We start from the raw sequence: 21,114 nt of genomic DNA, 5'->3' as shown, positions 1-21,114 counted from the left end.
TCTAAATCGTTTTCTATTCCTTATAATAAATCTTGCTTCCGGGGTGAACACAGCAGCCGGCTCCTACCCCATCTTTTCATACTCGCCCTCTATGATATTAAGCATCTTCACCGTTGCTTTGATGGCGGCTTCCGTCTGGTCGGCATCAAGGCCGCGCGTGCGAAACATTTTATCTTCAAAGCTCCATGTGATGACAGTCTGCACAAAGGCATCGGTACGTCCGCCGGGAGGAATGGTCACCGCATAGTTTGTCAACATCGGGAATTTACGCCCCAGCGTCAGCTTATATATCTTGCGCAGGGCACGCACAAAAGCGTCGTATTGTCCGTCTCCGCTGGAGCTCTCCTCGTATTCCTTACCATTGATTTCTATCTTCAGCGTAGCCATCGGTTTCAATCCATAAGCCAGATTCACGATATAACTCTTCAGGCTGACACGCTCTTCCACCACTCCATGCTTCAAGACATCCGAAACAATGTAAGGCAAGTCTTCCTGTGTCACCAACTCTTTCTTGTCGCCCAGCTCAATGATACGCTCTGTGACCTTACGCATTGCTTCTTCATCCAATTGCAAACCCAAGTCTTCCAGATTCTTCCGGATATTAGCCTTGCCGCTGTTCTTGCCCAAAGCATATTCACGCTTGCGTCCGAAGCGTTCGGGCAGCAGAGCATTGAAGTAAAGATTGCTTTTGTTATCACCATCAGCATGTACCCCCGCCACCTGCGTAAATACATTTTCACCGACAATAGGTTTATTGGCAGGGATAGCAATGCCCGAATAAGACTCCACCACCCGGCTCACATCATTCAGCCGACTCTCGTCAATGTTGGTCACCGCACTGAAATGGTCCTTCAGAATGGCCTGCACACTGGCCAGCGGCGCATTTCCGGCACGTTCGCCCAGCCCATTAATGGTGGTGTGCAGTCCCTTGCAACCACTCAATACGGCAGCTAACACATTGCTCACGGCAAGATCATAGTCGTTGTGGGCATGAAAGTCAAAATGAGCATGTGGATAACGCTTCACCATCTTTCGCATAAACTCAATGACTTGCAGGGGGTTCAGTATACCCAACGTATCGGGCAGCATGTAGCGTTGTATACGGGTTTGAATCAATGCTTCCATCAGCAGAAAAACATATTCCGGAGATTCTTTCATGCCATTGCTCCAATCCTCCAGATAGACATTGACTTTCATGTTCCGTTCGCCGGCATACTTCACCACGGCCAGAATGTCCTCAATATGCTCTTCCGGACTTTTCTTCAATTGACAAGTACAATGTTTCAACGAGCCTTTGCACAACAGATTAATGACACGGCAACCGGCAGCATGTATCCAGTCCACCGAAGTGTGTCCATCCACAAAACCGAGAACCTCTACTCTCGGCAATAAATTGTGGCAGGCAGCCCAGTCACAAATCATCTTCACCGCCTGAAACTCCCCATCGGACACTCTTGCCGAAGCAACCTCCACCCTGTCCACCTTCAACTCCTCCAGCAATAAACGGGCAACCATCAGCTTTTCATGAGGCACAAAAGAAACTCCGCTGGTTTGTTCACCGTCACGGAGTGTAGTGTCCATAATTTCTACTTTCGGATAATTATGCTTCATTTTTATTCTCCCAAGCTTCTATCTTATCTTTATGCTTAACCAAAAAATCAATGTCGTCCAATCCTTGCATCAGGCAATGTTTCTTATAGGCGTTAATTTCAAAATGTTCGCTCTTGCCCGTGCCCTTATTGGTGATGGTTTGTTCGGGCAGGTTCACTTCGACCTCCACTTTAGGATTGGCGAATATGGAATCGAACAGTTCTTTCAAGAACGATTCGCTCACCACCACCGGAAGCACGAAATTATTCAATTCGTTGTTCTTATGAATATCCGCAAAGAAGCTGGACACCACAACACGAAAACCATAACCGGCAATGGCCCATGCCGCATGTTCACGACTGGAACCGGAACCGAAGTTTTTCCCTGCCACCAGAATCTGCCCGCTGTAAGCCGGATTGTTCAAAATAAAATCTTTGTTCAGAGAGCCATCCGGATGGTAACGCCAATCGCGAAACAGGTTCTCTCCAAAGAATTTCTCCTCACGGGTAGTAGCTTTCAGGAAACGTGCCGGGATAATCTGATCTGTATCTACATTCTCTAATGGAAGGGGTACGCAAGTACTGGTAATGATATCGAATTTCTGTTTCATCTTCTTATCTGTGATTTTTAGTGCAATATTCGTATTATTTGTTTCAGCCATTCCACTTTCCTGTCTTTTCCGCATCTACAGTCCGGCTTCAACAGCAGTTTGTTCACCCATCAGATGAGTTCCCTCGGGTCGGTAATAGCCCCTGTCACCGCAGCAGCAGCGGCCACCATGGGACTGGCAAGCAAGGTTCTGGCCCCCGGTCCTTGGCGTCCTTCAAAATTGCGATTACTGGTCGATACGGCATATTTTCCAGCAGGTACTTTATCGTCGTTCATAGCCAAGCATGCAGAACATCCGGGTTGTCGGATAGCAAATCCGGCGTCTTTCAGAATTGTGTCTAATCCTTCTTCACGAATCTGTGCATCTACCATCCAAGAACCGGGTACCAACCATGCCACTACACTGTCTGCCTTTTTACGCCCTTTCACAATAGAGGCAAACGCACGGAAATCTTCAATGCGACCGTTGGTACACGCTCCCAAGAACACATAATCAATCTTCTTGCCCAATAAAGACTCACCCGGCTGGAAACCCATATAATCCAACGCCCTCTGAAAAGAAGTTCGCGCCGCCTCATCCGTGTCTTCGACGGTAGGAATAGAGTCTGCAATCCCCATACCCATACCGGGATTAGTACCATAAGTAATCATCGGCTCAATATCCTCGGCGGCAAAATTCACTTGTTTATCAAATACGGCGCCTTCATCACTCTTCAATGTTTTCCAGTAATCCAGCGCTTTATCCCATGCTTCACCTTTTGGCGCATATTCTCTTCCCGCGATATACTGAAAAGTAGTTTCATCCGGAGCAATCATACCGCCACGCGCCCCCATTTCTATACTCAAGTTGCACAATGTCAGCCTACCCTCCATGGACAGGCTACGCACAGCCTCTCCGGCATACTCCACAAAATATCCTGTAGCACCGCTGGTTGTCATTTTCGACATCATATACAAAGCCATATCTTTTGCTGTCACTCCTTTTCCAAGCTTACCGTCAATCGTGATACGCATTGTCTTTGGACGTGTTTGAAGAATGCATTGCGACGCCATCACCATTTCCACCTCACTTGTCCCGATGCCGAATGCCACCGCCCCCATTGCACCATGGGTCGAAGTATGCGAATCGCCACAGACAATGGTCATCCCCGGCAAAGTCAACCCTCGCTCCGGCCCCACCACGTGGATAATACCATTTTTCTTGTCCATCATACCCCAATGGGTCAACCCAAAATCTCTTGCATTCTTACCCAATGTCTCTACTTGAGTTCTTGACACAGAGTCTTCAATGGGCTTATCTTGATCGTGCGTCGGCGTATTATGGTCGGGCATACAGAAAATCTTTTCCGGACGGAAACATTTAATTCCGCGTTCGCGCAACCCGGCAAAAGCCTGTGGACTGGTGACTTCGTGACAATAAAGTCTGTCTATATAAAGTTGTGTGGGGCCCTCTTCCACTTTCTGCACTACGTGCGCATCCCAAATTTTATCAAATAATGTATTCATCTGTCATCTGCTATTTAGCTATTTACCACTTAATTTAAGCTTGGCTCTGCTCTTAAAAGATTTTATACTTTAAATTTATTAATACAATCAATATAGGCTTCAACAGAAGCTGCAATAATATCAGTATTGGCACCGAATCCGTAATAAACATGGTTATCATATTCCACCTGCATGTGCACCTTACCCATATCGTCACTCCCTTTACTGATGGCCTGAATCGTAAACTCTTTCAAAGTCATGTGCCGATTGATTATTTTCTTCAGAGCCTTGATGGCTGCATCTACCGGGCCATTCCCACCGGCAGCCGCTTCAAACTTCTCACCGGATATGTTCAATCCTAAGCTGGCAACCGAACGCACACCCACCCCACTCGTCACTTGCAAATATTCCAACTTCACACGATGGTTCTGCGAACGATCAGCCCCCGCCAATACCAGAATATCATCGTCATTGATATCTTTCTTTTTATCTGCAAGCTTCAAAAACTCCTCGTATATTTCATCCAATTTGTCCTGCGTCGGATTTACTCCCAACACAGACAAGCGGTTCTTCAACGCCGCACGCCCGCTACGCGCAGTCAGTACGATAGAGTTGTCATCAATTCCTACATCGTGAGGATTCATAATTTCATAAGTCTGCACATTTTTCAACACCCCGTCCTGATGAATGCCCGAGGAATGGGCAAAAGCATTGCGCCCCACAATTGCTTTATTAGGTTGTACAGGCATATTCATCAAGCTCGACACCATTCTACTGGTCGGATAAATTTTCTGAGTATTGATATTGGTTTCGACATCAATATCATTATGGCACTTGATTATCATCGCTATCTCTTCAAGAGAAGTATTTCCCGCACGTTCTCCTATACCGTTAACGGTAACCTCCACCTGACGGGCACCATTCAACACTCCGGCCATTGTATTTGCTGTAGCCATGCCCAAGTCATTGTGACAATGGGTGGAGAGTATGGCATTATGTATGCCGTCAACATGCTCCATCAGATATTTAATCTTTGCGCCATACTCGGTAGGCAGACAATAGCCCGTTGTATCAGGAATGTTCACTACCGTAGCCCCGGCCTTGATCACTGCTTCTACCACACGTGCCAGATACTCGTTGTCCGTGCGGCCGGCATCTTCGGCATAAAACTCCACATCATCCACGTACTTGCGAGCATACTTCACGGCAGCTACCGCCCGTTCTATTATTTCCTCGCGATTAGAATTGAATTTATACTTAATATGCGAATCTGATGTGCCGATACCCGTATGAATACGTTTATGCTTAGCAAACCGCAAAGCTTCGGCCGCAACGTCAATATCGCTCTGAACGGCACGTGTCAAGGCACAGATAATAGGCCATGTCACAGCCTTTGATATTTCAATCACCGAATTAAAGTCCCCCGGACTCGAAATGGGAAATCCGGCTTCAATCACATCCACCCCCAATAACTCTAATTGCTTTGCCACTTGAATTTTTTCCACTGTGTTCAATTGACAACCGGGAACCTGCTCACCGTCGCGAAGCGTTGTGTCGAAAAAAAACAATTTGTCACTCATCATTTTATTGCATTTGATTCATAGTCCGGACCAACGAAATAAGAAAGCCTTTCACACATGGAAGTGAGAAAGGCTTTCTTATTTCGTTGAATCTTCTATATTATATTCATACACAGCACCCACTTCCCCTAAACATCGTTAGCAGAATAATAATACCGCACAGTAGAATATATGTAAAGTTCTGATTCATTACGTTCTTTTTATCTTAATGCCACAAAGGTATATGTTTTTTTCGATGTTCACAAACAAATCACTTTGTTTTTTCCTCAAATATATCATTTTATAACTCATAAAATGATAATTGATTTAATATATCACTTTACTTCTTATCACAAGCCTTATCGCATTCTTTCTTGTCACAGGCCTTATCACAAGCCTTTTCGCATTTCTCACTATCGTCTCCAGCCTTACAACAAGCCTTGGTAGAATCACATACTTGTTCTGTTTTTGCCGCACAGCAAGAGTCCGTATCAGAGGCATTAGAATCAGCCTTTTTATTTCCACAAGACGTTACAACAAAGGAAAATGCCACTGCCATAGCGGCCAATAAAATTTTAGATTTCATTCTTTCAAACTGCTTTAAATTAATAATAAAAATGTTCAGCGGCAAATATAAATAAAAAAACCGAACTTTCCAAGTCCGCATAAACAGTAAATCCCCTCCATCCTGTATTCTGATGAAGGGGATTCCTGAAAGTGGCGGCTACCTACTCTCCCACTGTTACGCAGTACCATCGGCGCGGCCGGGCTTAACTTCTCTGTTCGGAATGGGAAGAGGTGGAGCCCCGGCGCTATAGCCACCTGAATAAGAAAGACATGAGGCGAAAAGCAAAGCACGGTCACCGTATCACACGGAGGACCGCAAGCTGAACGTATATACCAACCACGAAAGCGGAAGACAAAAAAGCGGACGGGCAATTAGTAACGCTCGGCTGTGACATCGCTGCCTGTACACCTGCGTCCTATCAACGTCATAGTCTGTGACGACCCTAAAAAGAAATCTAATCTTGCGGCCGGCTTCGTACTTAGATGCTTTCAGCACTTATCCGATCCCGACGTAGATACCCGGCGATGCGCCTGGCGGCACAACCGGTAAACCAGAGGTCGGTCCAACACGGTCCTCTCGTACTAGTGTCAGAGCCGCGCAAATTTCATGCGCCCACGATAGATAGAGACCGAACTGTCTCACGACGTTCTGAACCCAGCTCGCGTGCCACTTTAATGGGCGAACAGCCCAACCCTTGGGACCTTCTCCAGCCCCAGGATGTGACGAGCCGACATCGAGGTGCCAAACCCCTCCGTCGATATGAGCTCTTGGGAGGGATCAGCCTGTTATCCCCGGAGTACCTTTTATCCTTTGAGCGATGTCCTTTCCATACAGAAACACCGGATCACTATGCTCTAGTTTCCTACCTGATCGACATGTACGTCTCCCAGTCAAGCGCCCTTATGCCATTACACTCTGCCGGCGGTTACCAATCGCCGTGAGGGCACCTTTAGAAGCCTCCGTTACGCTTTTGGAGGCGACCACCCCAGTCAAACTACCCACCAAACAATGTCCCCGAAAATCAACGGGTTAGAACTCAAATAACCAAAGGGCCGTATTTCAACGGCGGCTCCACCGGGACTGGCGTCCCGACTTCAATGCCTCCGGCCTATCCTACACATCAATTACCCAAATTCAATGTTAAGCTATAGTAAAGGTTCACGGGGTCTTTTCGTCCCATCGCGGGTAATCGGCATCTTCACCGATACTACAATTTCACTGAGCTCACGGTTGAGACAGCGTCCAGATCATTACACCATTCGTGCAGGTCGGAACTTACCCGACAAGGAATTTCGCTACCTTAGGACCGTTATAGTTACGGCCGCCGTTTACCGGGGCTTCAATTCAACGCTTCTCTTATCGATGACGTCTCCTCTTAACCTTCCGGCACCGGGCAGGTGTCAGGCTGTATACTTCATCTTTCAATTTAGCACAGCCCTGTGTTTTTGTTAAACAGTTGCCTGGACCGATTCTCTGCGCCTCCGTTTTACGGAGGACCCTTTATCCCGAAGTTACAGGGTCAGTTTGCCTAGTTCCTTAACCGTGAATCACTCAAGCGCCTTAGTATATTCAACCCGACTACGTGTGTCCGTTTGCGGTACGGGTACCTACAGGATTATGTTTAGCGGATTTTCTGGGGAGTATGATTACATGCGCTATTGGGTTGTCCAAAGGACGCCCCATACTATCAGGTTCGGCTCGGAGGACGGATTTGCCTGCCCTCCTCGACACCTACACCATTCAACCGGCTATTCCGTCAGCCGGCGGCACTGTCACTGCTCCGTCACCGCGTCACTCCTGAAGGTAGTACCGGAATATTAACCGGTTCTGCCATCGGCATCGCCATTCGGCTGAGCCTTAGGACCCGACTTACCCTGATCCGATTAGCGTTGATCAGGAAACCTTAGTCTTACGGCGAGGGGGGTTCACACCCCCTTTATCGTTACTTATACCTACATTTGCTTTTCCACACGCTCCAGAGAAGCTCGCGCTTCGCCTTCGACGCAGAGTGGAATGCTCCCCTACCGATGATGATATCATCCCAGGGCTTCGGCAGAATACTTATGCCCGATTATTATCCACGCCAAACTCCTCGACTAGTGAGCTGTTACGCACTCTTTAAATGAATGGCTGCTTCCAAGCCAACATCCTAGCTGTCTTAGCAATCTGACTTCGTTAGTTCAACTTAGTATTCATTTGGGGGCCTTAGCCGCTGGTCCGGATTGTTCTCCTTTAGGACACGGACCTTAGCACCCGTGCCCTCACTCCTGACATAGAACCGGCAAGCATTCGGAGTTTGTCAAGACTTGATAGGCGGCGAAGCCCTCGCATCTTATCAGTCGCTCTACCTCATGCCGGTATAAGTCAAGGCTGCACCTAAATGCATTTCGGGGAGTACGAGCTATCTCCAAGTTTGATTAGCCTTTCACCCCCACCCTCAGGTCATCCGGAAGCTTTTCAACGCTTATCGGTTCGGTCCTCCAGATGGTGTTACCCATCCTTCAACCTGCCCAAGGGTAGATCACTTGGTTTCGCGTCTACTCCTTCCGACTAAAACGCCCTATTAAGACTCGCTTTCGCTTCGGCTCCAGGTCTCAAGACCCTTAACCTCGCCGGAAAAAGTAACTCGTAGGTTCATTATGCAAAAGGCACGCCGTCACCGCCAATAGGCGGCTCCGACCGCTTGTAGGCGCACGGTTTCAGGAACTGTTTCACTCTTCTGCTCGAAGTGCTTTTCACCTTTCCCTCACGGTACTGGTTCACTATCGGTCTCTCGGGAGTATTTAGCCTTACCGGATGGTCCCGGCAGATTCACGCAGAATTTCTCGTGCTCCGCGCTACTCAGGATACCACTGGGCTGGATACGGTTTCGTGTACGGGGTTATCACCCTCTATGACCCGCCTTTCCAGGCGGTTCCACTCACCGTAACACATGCCGGAACGTGGTCCTACAACCCCGCCGGCGCCGTAACGCCGGTGGTTTGGGCTCATCCCCGTTCGCTCGCCACTACTGGGGGAATCATTGTTTATTTTCTTTTCCTGCGGGTACTAAGATGTTTCAGTTCCCCGCGTTAGCCTCTGTCTGTGACAGATGTCACTCCTTCAAAGTGACGGGTTGTCCCATTCGGAAATCCGCGGATCAAAGGTTATTTGCACCTACCCGCGGCTTATCGCAGCTTATCGCGTCCTTCATCGCCTCCGAGAGCCAAGGCATCCGCCGTGCGCCCTTACTTGCTTTTTTATCGTACCGGCTCACATTGTGTGGGTCGATATATACTTTCAGCTTTAACTTTACTTTTTTATTGTTCGCATCATGTCAAAGATCGTAATACCCGAAAACACGGGAATATGTGGAGAATAACGGATTCGAACCGTTGACCCCCTGCTTGCAAAGCAGGTGCTCTAGCCAGCTGAGCTAATCCCCCCCAAAAAAGGGTAGTCCCAGGCAGAGTTGAACTGCCGACCTCTACATTATCAGTGTAGCGCTCTAACCAACTGAGCTATAGGACTGTCAGTCAAACCCCGGCCGTGGAAAAGGCCCGGCTTCTACTTTTCTCGTATTCGGATAAACAAACAGGCGGTACAAGACAGGAGAACCGGACTTCCTAAAAATATACGAAGTCACTCCAGAAAGGAGGTGTTCCAGCCGCACCTTCCGGTACGGCTACCTTGTTACGACTTAGCCCCAATCACCGGTTTTACCCTAGGGCGCTCCTTTACGGTTACGCACTTCAGGTACCCCCGGCTTTCATGGCTTGACGGGCGGTGTGTACAAGGCCCGGGAACGTATTCACCGCGCCGTGGCTGATGCGCGATTACTAGCGAATCCAGCTTCGTGGAGTCGGGTTGCAGACTCCAGTCCGAACTGAGAGGGGTTTTTAGGATTGGCCGGGCGTCGCCGCCGGGCGGCTTGCTGTACCCCCCATTGTAACACGTGTGTAGCCCCGGACGTAAGGGCCGTGCTGATTTGACGTCATCCCCCCCTTCCTCGCATCTTACGACGGCAGTCTCGACAGAGTCCCCGGCATGACCCGATGGTAACTGTCGATAAGGGTTGCGCTCGTTATGGCACTTAAGCCGACACCTCACGGCACGAGCTGACGACAACCATGCAGCACCTTCACAACCGCCTTGCGGCTTACCCCTTTCAAGGTAATTCGGTTGCAATTCAAGCCCGGGTAAGGTTCCTCGCGTATCATCGAATTAAACCACATGTTCCTCCGCTTGTGCGGGCCCCCGTCAATTCCTTTGAGTTTCACCGTTGCCGGCGTACTCCCCAGGTGGAATACTTAACGCTTTCGCTTGGCCGCTTACTGTATATCGCAAACAGCGAGTATTCATCGTTTACCGTGTGGACTACCAGGGTATCTAATCCTGTTTGATACCCACACTTTCGAGCATCAGCGTCAGTTACGGTCCGGCAAGCCGCCTTCGCGAACGGAGTTCCTCGTGATATCTAAGCATTTCACCGCTACACCACGAATTCCGCCTGCCTGTGCCGCACTCAAGACGCCCAGTATCAACTGCAATTTTAAGGTTGAGCCCCAAACTTTCACAGCTGACTTAAGCGCCCGCCTACGCTCCCTTTAAACCCAATAAATCCGGATAACGCTCGGATCCTCCGTATTACCGCGGCTGCTGGCACGGAGTTAGCCGATCCTTATTCATAAGGTACATGCAAAAAGGCACGCGTGCCTCAATTTATTCCCTTATAAAAGAAGTTTACAACCCATAGGGCAGTCATCCTTCACGCTACTTGGCTGGTTCAGGCTTACGCCCATTGACCAATATTCCTCACTGCTGCCTCCCGTAGGAGTTTGGACCGTGTCTCAGTTCCAATGTGGGGGACCTTCCTCTCAGAACCCCTATCCATCGTAGGTTTGGTGGGCCGTTACCCCGCCAACCGCCTAATGGAACGCATCCCCATCGGTTACCGGAATCCTTTAATGGAGAAACCATGCGGAATCACCATACTATCCGGGATTAATCTTTCTTTCGAAAGGCTATACCGGAGTAACCGGAAGGTTGGATACGTGTTACTCACCCGTGCGCCGGTCGCCATCGGACTTAGCAAGCTAAGTCCATGCTGCCCCTCGACTTGCATGTGTTAAGCCTGTAGCTAGCGTTCATCCTGAGCCAGGATCAAACTCTTCATTGTAAAAGTATCGTGTGCTCTCACTTAAACCCAAATCCCGAAGAAAATGGGAAAAAGGAGGGCATGTTGCTCTGTTCAGGACATCCGAAATTCTAAAGAAGTCTCAATGTTCAATCCCCCGAGCGAATAAGCAAGGGGGCATTGACGGTTCTTCTGTTTTACCCAAGAACGCCTTCCGAATGAACGGAAAACGAATCTTGATCTTGTACTACTTGTATTGTTTATGTAAATCTGTTCAAAGATCGACGGCGCTGACCTCTAAGGGAAAGCGGATGCAAAGGTAAGCACTTTTAGCAATATACTCCAAATTATCGGAGAAGTTTTTTTCCCTTTTTTATTTACCGCCACACGCTCTCTCTGCGAAAGGGGAGGAGAATAAAGGGAAACGAAAGCCGCTTGCAGCATCTCGCAAACCATCATGTCAAAGCGCACATGCCCCCGTTGCCGAAAGCGGATGCAAAAGTAGAGCTTATGGGAAATACGGCAAAATATACGGGGAACTTTTTTCCGAGAAAAATGAAAAAAAATAATCAAACGACTGAAAAACAGCAAGGTAGGAGGAAGAAGAAAAGGAAGGGAGGAAAGGTGGGGAGCGGAAGGGACACATTATAATAATGGAAAAGGAAGAAAAAAGGGGGAAAGGACACGGGGGTAAGGGAGGGGAAAGGAGAGAAAAACATATGAGGCGTGCCGGCGGCGTGTCTCCGCCGTGTCCGCGCCACCTCCGCTCCGTATCCATATAAGCGGAGATTATACGGAGGTAATACGGAGGTGATACGGAGCGGATACGGAGCGGATGCGGAGGAGACTACAATTTGGCTTCCCGGATTTCACCGGACACTTTTTCTGCCCACCAACTGAATCGGATACTTTCGGCGTATTGATACTGAGACGATGGACACAAACGAAAAAGAGATACTGAACAAGACAGACGTTTGACAAAGATATAGTTTTTTTTCATTTTCCTTGTTCTTTTTCGGGTAAACTTTATTTCCCCGCACCCTTTTCCTGCCTCTGCTCGTCGTGGGTGAGCGCAGGGGCGTCATGACCGATATCCATGTGAAGTCGGCGATAGTTATAGAAACGAATGCAGCATCCTATCGCCCTGCTGGCGTGAGCAAAAGTTCAATTGATAAATTTTATTCCAAGAACTTTTTTATTGTGACAAAACCAAAAAACTTGCGACAGATAGAGTAAATATCAACCTAATTATTTATCTTTGTTAGCTTTTAAAAGTTAGCATACTAAAACGATTAAGTACAATGAAAGATTTTTTAAAATTCACACTTGCCAGTATTACCGGTATCATTTTATCAAGTGTTGTATTGTTTTTCATCAGTATTCTGGTGTTTTTCAGTATAGTATCATCTTCGGATTCGGAAACACAAGTGCGCAAAAATTCCGTCATGATGTTAGAACTGAATGGTACGCTATCCGAACGCAGCCAAGACAACCCGTTTGACTTTCTTATACAAAATGATTACAAGACTTATGGATTGGACGACATCCTTGCTTCTATCAAGAAAGCAAAAGAGAATGATGATATTAAAGGGATATACATCGAAGCCACTTCATTAAGCGCCGGATTTGCCTCACACGAAGAAATACGCAATGCTCTGAAAGAGTTCAAAGAATCGGGAAAATTCATCGTGGCATATGGCGACGATTACTCACAAGAGCTGTATTACCTTGCAAGTGTAGCAGACAAAGTCCTTATGAATCCGCAAGGCATGATTGAATGGAAAGGTTTAGCATCTACACCGATGTTCTTCAAAGACCTGTTAGCGAAAATCGGAGTGGAAATGCAGATCTTCAAAGTCGGCACTTATAAATCGGCCGTGGAACCTTTCATCTCTACAGAAATGAGCCCTGCCAACCGTGAACAGATTGAGGCTTATCTGGCTTCCATCTGGGGAAAGGTGACAAGTGATGTTGCCGAATCGCGTAAAATATCAGTAGACTCGTTGAACGCTATTGCCGACCGCATGCTTATGTTTTATCCTGCCGAAGAAAGTGTAAAATGCGGATTGGCAGATACACTGATATATAAAAATGATGTACGCAATTATCTGAAAACATTGGCAGGCATTGACAAAGACGACAGTATGCCAGTGTTGGGACTAAAAGATATGATTAACATAAAGAAAAACGTCCCCAAAGACAAAAGCGGCAATATCATTGCCGTATATTATGCATATGGAGAGATTGACGGCGTTTCATCAACGGCCGCCGCAGATGGTGAAGGAATCAACTCTAAAAAGGTAATCAAGGACTTGCGTAAGTTAAAAGATGATGAAGACGTGAAAGCTGTTGTATTGCGTGTCAACTCCCCGGGAGGAAGTGCTTTCGGTTCAGAACAAATATGGTATGCGATAAGCGAATTGAAGAAAGAGAAGCCGGTCATCGTTTCCATGGGTGAATATGCCGCATCAGGAGGTTACTACATTTCCTGCAACGCAGACACAATTGTTGCCGAGCCTACTACACTAACCGGTTCCATCGGTATCTTCGGGATGTTCCCTAATACCAAAGGATTGGTTGATAAAATAGGCGTAAGCATCGATGTAGTAAAGACCAATCAATATGCAGATTTCGGTACACTCACCCGCCCGATGAGCGACGGCGAAAAGAGGTTGATGCAGATGCATGTAAACCAAGGTTACGACCTGTTCCTGACCCGCTGCGCCGACGGCCGCGGCATCAACAAAGAAGATTTGGATAAAATAGCTCAAGGTCGTGTCTGGACAGGCAGCAAAGCCAAAGAATTGGGATTGGTCGATGAACTGGGCGGTCTGGATAAAGCCTTAGAAATAGCCATTGCCAAAGCCGGCGTAGAAGCCTATACCGTGGTAAGTTATCCAAAGAAAGAAAGCTTCCTTGAAACGCTGATGAATACAAACCCCGGCAACTACATCAAAGCCCGCATGCTGAAAGGAACGATAGGAAATATATATCAACAATTCAACGTATTGGAGCACTTTGACAAATATGACCGCATACAAGCTCGCATTCCTTTTGAACTGAATATTCAATGACCGATAACTTTATCAAGATACGCCACTGGCTATATCCTCTCGCATGGCTCTACGGTATGGGAGTATATCTGCGAAACAAACTCTTTGACCTGGGATGGCTCCGGTCAAAGAGTTTTGACGTTCCCGTGATATGCATAGGCAACCTCGCTGCAGGAGGAACAGGCAAAACGCCCCACACGGAATATCTGATAAAGTTGCTACAAGAAACAGGTGTCAACGTTGCTACGCTGAGCCGTGGCTATAAGCGCAAGACTCGTGGCTACAGGCTGGCAGATGGACAAAGCAGTGCGCAACAGATAGGTGACGAACCGTATCAAATAAAAAGTAAATTCCCCGGCATAAGGGTAGCGGTGGATGAAGACCGCCGCCACGGCATCGAGCAACTTCTCAAGCTGAAGGATCCTGCTGTAGGGAGCATCCTCTTAGACGACGCCTTTCAACATCGCTATGTAAAGGCCGGACTGAACATTCTGCTGACAGACTACCACCGTTTATTGTGTGATGACGCTCTGCTCCCCGCCGGAATGCTTCGCGAACCTATAAGCAGCAAGAACAGAGCGCAAATTGTCGTGGTCACTAAATGTCCGGACGACCTTAAACCAATTGATTTTAACATCATCAGCAAACGGTTGCATCTATATCCCTACCAACAATTGTTTTTTTCCAGACTCCGCTATGGAGTGTTGACTCCTCTATTTCCGGAAAAGACAAATGGAAAACAAAACTTTTCCTCCTTCACGAAAGATAAAGAAGTGCTTTTGGTTACAGGAATCGCCTCCCCTGCTTCTCTGCAAAAAGAAGTGAGCACTTACACCCCGCACATCAAACTGCAGACATTCAGTGACCATCACAACTTTACCAACAAAGACTTGCACCAAATAAAAAATGATTTTCTCTCTCTGAAAGAAGGGAAACGACTAATCATCACCACCGAGAAAGATGCCGCAAGGCTGAAGTCACATCCGGCACTTGATGAAACACTGAAACCATACATCTACGTGCTGCCGATAGAAATCGATTTTTTACAAAATCAACAATATATATTTAACCAAAACGTTATCAGCTATGTTAGAACGTATTCAAGAAACAGCAAACTTTCTGAAAGGAAAGATGCACACTCATCCTGAGACCGCAATCATCCTCGGCACGGGACTTGGCAGCCTCGCCGACGAAATCACCGAGAAGTATGAAATAAAATACGAAGAAATCCCTAACTTCCCTGTCTCCACCGTAGAAGGACACAGCGGGAAACTAATCTTCGGTAAGCTGGGCAATAAGGATATCATGGCCATGCAAGGACGTTTTCACTTCTACGAAGGCTATTCCATGAAAGAAGTGACATTTCCCATCCGTGTGATGCGCGAACTGGGCATCAAGACCTTGTTCGTCTCCAATGCCAGTGGAGGCACCAATCCCGATTTTGGAATCGGTGACCTGATGATTATCACCGACCATATCAATCATTTCCCCGAACATCCGTTGCGCGGCAAGAACATTCCCTATGGGCCTCGATTCCCAGACATGAGCGAAGCGTACAACAAGGAACTGATTCGTAAAGCCGATGCCATCGCAGCCGAAAAAGGCATAAAAGTTCAGCATGGCGTTTACCTCGGCACTCAAGGTCCCACTTTTGAAACTCCCGCGGAGTATAAGATGTTCCACATTCTGGGTGCTGATGCTGTCGGCATGTCCACCGTACCGGAAGTAATCGTAGCAAACCATTGCGGCATCAAAGTATTCGGTATATCTGTCATCACCGACCTTGGCATAGAAGGCAAGATTGTAGAAGTTTCTCATGAGGAAGTGCAGAAAGCTGCCGACGAAGCACAACCCAGGATGACAGAAATTATGCGAGAACTTATCAACAGAGCCTGAAAATAATGAGAACAGAAATTGCTACCCTCGGTGAGTTTGGCCTCATCCGCCACCTCACCGAGGGCATCGAACTAAAAAACAAATCAAGCTTGTATGGCATCGGCGATGACGCAGCCGTCCTCTCCTACCCGGCAGATAAAGAAGTTCTCGTAACTACCGACCTGTTATTGGAAGGCGTACACTTCGATTTGATTTATGTCCCGCTCAAACATTTAGGGTATAAGTCTGCCGTAGTCAACTTTTCCGATATCTATGCCATGAACGGAACTCCCAAGCAAATTACCGTTTCGCTGGGCATTTCCAAACGGTTCAGCATAGAAGATATGGAGGAGCTCTATGCCGGCATCCGTCTGGCTTGCGAGGAATATGATGTAGATATTGTCGGCGGTGATACTTCTACATCCTACACCGGATTGACGATCAGCATCACCTGCATCGGCGAAGGAGAAAAAGGCAAAATTGTTTATCGCAATGGAGCCCGTGAAACCGACTTGATTTGTGTCACCGGCGACTTGGGAGCCGCTTACATGGGACTGCAACTGCTTGAACGTGAGAAAGCCGTACTCAAGGGGGGAGACAAAGACTTGCAACCAGACTTTTCCGGTAAAGAATATCTTTTGCAACGGCAACTGAAACCGGAAGCTCGTTGCGACATCATACGAAAGCTGGCGGAAGAAGGGATACAGCCCACGGCAATGATGGATATCTCTGATGGTTTGTCGTCTGAATTGCTGCATATCTGCACTCAGAGTAAAGTGGGCTGCCGCATTTATGAAGAGCACATCCCTATTGACTATCAGACAGCTGTCATGGCAGAGGAGTTCAATATGAACCTGACCACTTGTGCCCTCAACGGGGGTGAAGACTACGAATTATTATTCACTGTTCCTATTGCCGAACACGAAAAAGTTTCCGAGATAGAAGGTGTAAAGCTTATCGGGCACATTACCAAACAAGAATTAGGAAGTGCTCTCATAACTCGTGATGGACAGGAGTTTCATTTAAAAGCTCAAGGCTGGAATCCTTTAAAGAAAGAGACTGCTATTGCTGAAGGAGCGGATAAAGCAGAGTGAGAATGAAATAAAAATGCAATAAACACTGATATTTAATTAAGCCGATTCAAATATCAGTGTTTTTATTTCCAAACCCCTTGCACAGTTCAAAAATTTCACTACCTTTGCAACCGCAAAAAAGAAAAACATGGTGCCATAGCTCAGTTGGTAGAGCAAAGGACTGAAAATCCTTGTGTCCCCGGTTCGATTCCTGGTGGCACCACTTTGAAAACCTCACGAAACGTTGTAACTGAACAAGTTACAGCGTTTTTTGTTTTTCTGGGGTAAAACAATGGTAAAACATTCATTGCAATCACTATTAAATATCTGTTTATAAATTACTTATATTGTAAAGATACGGACTTTTTCGTAACTTTGCACCACTATTCAAAGAAAAACAAGCATGAAAACGGATATTAGCGGAAAATCAAACGGTTTAGGCGGTTTGCACTGGCATTTCAAGAAACGATGTTGTTTAACCGATTGTTTTTTGATGTAGGTATATGGCACGTGCGGAAACCAAACAACGGTACATTTACTGTTTAGAGGGTAACTGGAACAAACATCCTCACAGCAACCAAAGCATAAAACCCATATTGGATTTGTTGTTTACTTTCTCCAAAATCAAATACATTTACCGCAAGTGTTCCACCAAAGAGGACTTCATAAAAGGCTTGCAGGCGTTCACGCAAAAACGGTACTCAAACTACACCGTTTTATATATAGCGTATCACGGACGCAAGAACCGCATTTATTTCGGCAAAGAGTTTATTACACTAAAAGAGATTGCCGATGTGTTGGAGGGCAAATTAAACGGCAAAATCGTACACTTCGGAAGTTGTTCGACACTCAACACAACGGAAAGTAATATCACCGACTTTATTAACCATACTGGATGCTCCTTTGTTTCGGGATATAAAAAGGATGTACCGTATATAGAAAGCAGTGCTTTTGAATTGCTATACTTTAATGTACTGAATACATATCGCACTTATACTACCATTAAAAAGAACATCATTAGTAAGTATTCTACATTAGTAGATATTCTTAGATTTACTATATTCTAATATTATACTTACTATTTACTCCTACATATTGGAGCATGGAAAATTTACGTTTTCGCTATACTTTAGAAATGGTTGTTTCAAATTTGGATTTTAGTTCGGTTTCCAGTTCACCTTTCGGAAGTGAGGACATTCTTTTAAGCAATTCATTTGTCCTGCGCCTTTCCTTGCGGTATTCTGTCTCTCCGAAATAATCTTTTAGACATTGGAGATAATAACCGTATTTGTCAGACATGACAAATATATGCTTTTTTATATCATCTTCCAAACAGCCTGTATAATCTATCGCGTCATCAAAAACGATGTTATCAAATACCCGTTTCATCAAACGTTTAAAGCGTGTATAATGCAAAGGGCTTAACAAATTCTTCCCAGTTACATTTGTAAAGCCTAAACTTTTCAGTTGCTTACGTGATAGTTGAATTTCGTAGCGCAGCAAATTGGCAGGGATTCTATATCGTTCTTCTTTAGGTATGCAATTCCTTCTTATTGTTTCAAACGTCTTATCATAGAATTTTATCACGTATTTAGAAAACGTACATTTATTTCCTCTAAATTTACTCGTTCCTTTTAATGGCGACATTAAAACAAAAGGATGCAGCTTATAAGAGTGCAGGATTTTGAGATAGCGTTCCACGTCTCTATCCATTTGAATATTTACTCCCAATTCTATACTAAAAACGACAAAACGATTTAATGGAATACCCACAATCTCAGACAATTCATGCAACACGCCTCTTGCTTCATCATAAGTAAATAGGGAATAATTATCTCCTTTTGCATATTTGTGTAAAGACCCCGTAATGTTTAATCTTCTCACTTTGTATTCAAACTTCAAATTTTTTACGGACGAAGAATATATCAAACTTTCATCTTTGGCTACTCCTGATGGAGATAAGCCAAGACGGTCTTTTACATCATCAAACTCCACATCGTTTATATAGATTGTTATTCGGTCTATCATTGCTATGGTTATCTATATTTGGATAACTACAAAAATACAGCTAATTACAAAATATCAATCAGTCTTTTTGAGATTCTTGGGATTTTGGATAAACCCTAAAGAAACATATACCACCCACTCTATTGTCTTTTTATCCGGAATATATTTAAACACCATTCGTTCGCCCATATTTTTACCCTCTGTTATAAGTAAGGTATAATAAGGCATATTAACTTCTATCAATTCACATTTCTGCGATAGATAAGTTTCCGAAATCATTTTATCTTCTTGATAATATTCCTGCCACTCATTTATCATTGCTGTATTTGTACGAAATAGTATTTGGGTATAATTTCTATAGCCACTAAATGGAAGAACTTCTATGTCGGAACTTCGAGGACTTTCACTTTTTATTTGTGCATCACTTTTCCAAAGACCTATAAGATTTTTGGGAAACTCCAATTTCACGGGTGGTGTTGTTTCTTTTTCAACATCGTCTTTCGAGCAACCTATCAAAAAGACCAAGCCAACAAATACGGTTAAAAAAAGATTGTACGGTTTCATTTTTAGAATTTAAATCAAGTAATACATTATGCTATGTTTATCCATTGCTATTGTTAGAAAGAAATAGGTTCCATTATATGGCATATAAAGATTATACCATACATTTTACGTTCTTCGTTCCATTCATCTTTAGCTATCTCCATAAGTTTATCGCTACATTTCCATAAAGCAATTAGATTAGGATTTATTTTCTTACGGCAAAAATCATTCTGCGCTACTTTTATAGCTACGTCAATGTCTGATGTAGTTATGTTTTTGGTTTCATGGGCATATAGAGCGATTGTTTCTATACAAACACGAATTATTGGTTTAGTATAAAAAGCTCTATTTACCCTAATTTCTTGACCTATTCCACAAATTTGCCTGTATGCAGTTTCCCAAAAACGAATACTATCTTCCCTATATTTATCAAACGGCAAAGACTGTTTATTGCTTTTCAATTCTATAAATAAATGATATTCATTTCGTTTGTCCACATTACATCGGCAATAATAATCAACACGCCCAAAATGATTTTCCCTTCCGACCTTTCGCTCAATAGGGTATTCAAGGATAAAGCAGTCTGTGTTTTTTGCCAATGCTGGTATTATTATAGAGTGCATTTGCAATTCTCCAAAAGAGAATGTGGTATATTTAGTTTTTTCAATATAACTCTTTGCCGCTACTATACTATCACAAATAACATTTATCAGCAAGTCTGTAACAACCTGCTTGAATTGGAATTGTCCTGTACGTTCTATACGAATGGTTTCCTCGGTATTTGGCACTCTTATTTCCATAAAAAACGTGAGCTAAACTACATTTGCTTCTATGGTATCGCCAAACACCTTGCTGCCAAACGAGTAAAGCCCACGCATAAGCATGGGCATTAACACTTTACTCTTGACAGCTTCAATTTTGGCGATTTTTAGAAGCAAGAATAAAAGCTAATGCTTTTAATCAATATGTATGTTATTTATTACTGTCTGTTTCTTAATTATCTGATTTTGTTTCTGCAAAGGTACAAAAAAAGATAAATCAGTTATCGGGATAATGATAAAAAATATCTCACCTTATAGCTCATTTCTGCATTTAAACGAACTACCACAAATCGCTAAATTTCTATTTTTCATTTAATGGGGGGCTTGCTTTCTTGCCGTCTCATCCTTTCTTGCTTATGCCACTTAGCCATCTGTAAGGTTAAATATGTTTTTTATACAACCGCATTTTTACCCCATTTTCTCCTGCTTGCTATGGGTAAGCTGTTATGGCAGAAATGCAGCGTTCCCCTTATGGCAAAAGGGCTTTAAGCATATTTTTCTACTCAATAAAATTTGACCCTATAAGTCCCCGAAAATTTGGTGTTTCAAAAATAGCTTTTTGAGGTTGAGTAGGGTTTTATACAAAAAATGAGAGGATGCAATAACACAACCTCTCATTTATAGTTATTCCATTTACAATTACAATTTCACCAAACACTTTCTTATAAGTTCGTTCACTCTATCTTTCTGATAAGAGCAACTGGAAAAGCCACTCTACTTTGACCCTTTTGGCCAAACAGGATTGCCCACCTTGGCCATAATATGATTGCCCCTTTTGGCCAAAATAACATTAACCACTTAGTACAAGTGTCGTT

The 21,114-nt window shown here is 44.9% G+C and carries 14 protein-coding genes, 3 tRNA genes and 3 rRNA genes; 7 read left to right on the top strand and 13 right to left on the bottom strand.

All coding sequences use genetic code 11. The features are described from left to right. Positions 1-63 precede the first annotated feature (63 nt). The 10 genes from C4H11_RS13780 to C4H11_RS13735 form a co-directional block, all read right to left on the bottom strand. Positions 64-1,611, bottom strand: coding sequence for an alpha-isopropylmalate synthase regulatory domain-containing protein (locus C4H11_RS13780; RefSeq protein WP_106042866.1), 1,548 nt, complete (start codon positions 1,609-1,611; stop codon positions 64-66). Then, the gene (gene leuD, locus C4H11_RS13775; protein WP_106043470.1) at positions 1,601-2,200 is read right to left on the bottom strand and encodes a 3-isopropylmalate dehydratase small subunit; all 600 of its coding nucleotides are present in this window, start codon (positions 2,198-2,200) and stop codon (positions 1,601-1,603) included. Before leuD ends, C4H11_RS13780 begins: the two co-directional genes overlap by 11 nt. Before the next feature lie 110 nt (positions 2,201-2,310). Continuing rightward, entirely contained in the window at positions 2,311-3,705 is a 1,395-nt protein-coding gene (leuC, locus tag C4H11_RS13770; RefSeq protein ID WP_106042864.1) for a 3-isopropylmalate dehydratase large subunit, read from the bottom strand. Between the two features lie 62 nt (positions 3,706-3,767). Further along, complete coding sequence (locus C4H11_RS13765) at positions 3,768-5,264, bottom strand: 2-isopropylmalate synthase (RefSeq protein WP_106043468.1); 1,497 nt, start codon at positions 5,262-5,264, stop codon at positions 3,768-3,770. Between the two features lie 319 nt (positions 5,265-5,583). Further along, complete coding sequence (locus C4H11_RS13760) at positions 5,584-5,829, bottom strand: hypothetical protein (protein WP_106043466.1); 246 nt, start codon at positions 5,827-5,829, stop codon at positions 5,584-5,586. Positions 5,830-5,958: 129 nt separating this feature from the next. After that, positions 5,959-6,069: ribosomal RNA gene (gene rrf / locus C4H11_RS13755) — 5S ribosomal RNA — on the bottom strand. A gap of 93 nt (positions 6,070-6,162) precedes the next feature. Then, positions 6,163-9,052, bottom strand: a 23S ribosomal RNA gene (locus C4H11_RS13750). Between the two features lie 110 nt (positions 9,053-9,162). After that, positions 9,163-9,236 (bottom strand) — tRNA-Ala (locus C4H11_RS13745). 11 nt (positions 9,237-9,247) lie between these two features. Further along, positions 9,248-9,321 (bottom strand) — tRNA-Ile (locus tag C4H11_RS13740). Between the two features lie 120 nt (positions 9,322-9,441). After that, positions 9,442-10,969 (bottom strand): 16S ribosomal RNA (locus tag C4H11_RS13735). The 16S, 23S and 5S rRNA genes sit together here with 2 tRNA genes alongside, the layout of an rRNA operon. A gap of 468 nt (positions 10,970-11,437) precedes the next feature. Here C4H11_RS13735 and C4H11_RS14345 point away from each other — a divergent pair. From C4H11_RS14345 to C4H11_RS13700, 7 genes are all read left to right on the top strand, one after another. Next, entirely contained in the window at positions 11,438-11,578 is a 141-nt protein-coding gene (locus C4H11_RS14345) for a hypothetical protein (protein WP_205729969.1), read from the top strand. 650 nt (positions 11,579-12,228) lie between these two features. Continuing rightward, the gene (gene sppA, locus C4H11_RS13725; protein ID WP_106042861.1) at positions 12,229-14,001 is read left to right on the top strand and encodes a signal peptide peptidase SppA; all 1,773 of its coding nucleotides are present in this window, start codon (positions 12,229-12,231) and stop codon (positions 13,999-14,001) included. Next, a complete protein-coding gene (gene lpxK, locus C4H11_RS13720; protein WP_106042859.1) occupies positions 13,998-15,128 on the top strand; it encodes a tetraacyldisaccharide 4'-kinase in 1,131 nt (376 codons plus the stop codon). The genes sppA and lpxK overlap by 4 nt, the downstream gene beginning before the upstream one ends. Then, positions 15,067-15,876 (top strand): purine-nucleoside phosphorylase, encoded by an 810-nt coding sequence (locus C4H11_RS13715; RefSeq protein WP_106042857.1) that lies wholly within the window; start codon positions 15,067-15,069, stop codon positions 15,874-15,876. The genes lpxK and C4H11_RS13715 overlap by 62 nt, the downstream gene beginning before the upstream one ends. A 5-nt stretch (positions 15,877-15,881) precedes the next feature. Next, positions 15,882-16,949 carry a thiamine-phosphate kinase gene (gene thiL, locus C4H11_RS13710; RefSeq protein ID WP_106042855.1) on the top strand — a complete coding sequence of 356 codons (1,068 nt, stop codon included), beginning with the start codon at positions 15,882-15,884 and terminating at the stop codon, positions 16,947-16,949. Between the two features lie 129 nt (positions 16,950-17,078). After that, positions 17,079-17,151, top strand: a tRNA-Phe gene (locus C4H11_RS13705). 280 nt (positions 17,152-17,431) lie between these two features. Then, on the top strand, positions 17,432-17,995 hold the full coding sequence (locus tag C4H11_RS13700; protein ID WP_106042853.1) for a DUF6642 family protein: 564 nt from the start codon (positions 17,432-17,434) through the stop codon (positions 17,993-17,995). A gap of 55 nt (positions 17,996-18,050) precedes the next feature. On the opposite strand, the gene C4H11_RS13695 is transcribed toward C4H11_RS13700, so the two are convergent. The 3 genes from C4H11_RS13695 to C4H11_RS13685 are packed head-to-tail and all read right to left on the bottom strand — an operon-like array spanning position 18,051 to position 20,278. Beyond that, positions 18,051-18,956 (bottom strand): hypothetical protein, encoded by a 906-nt coding sequence (locus tag C4H11_RS13695; protein ID WP_106042851.1) that lies wholly within the window; start codon positions 18,954-18,956, stop codon positions 18,051-18,053. A gap of 54 nt (positions 18,957-19,010) precedes the next feature. Next, positions 19,011-19,499, bottom strand: a complete 489-nt coding sequence (locus C4H11_RS13690; protein ID WP_106042849.1) for a hypothetical protein — start codon at positions 19,497-19,499, stop codon at positions 19,011-19,013. Positions 19,500-19,552: 53 nt separating this feature from the next. Next, positions 19,553-20,278, bottom strand: coding sequence for a hypothetical protein (locus C4H11_RS13685; protein WP_106042847.1), 726 nt, complete (start codon positions 20,276-20,278; stop codon positions 19,553-19,555). Positions 20,279-21,114 lie beyond the last annotated feature (836 nt).

Origin of the sequence: Bacteroides zoogleoformans, from assembly GCF_002998435.1 — a bacterium.
Taxonomy (GTDB): Bacteria; Bacteroidota; Bacteroidia; order Bacteroidales; family Bacteroidaceae; genus Bacteroides; species Bacteroides zoogleoformans.
Note: the sequence above shows the minus strand (reverse complement) of the source record. Positions and strands in the feature narration are given on the sequence as shown.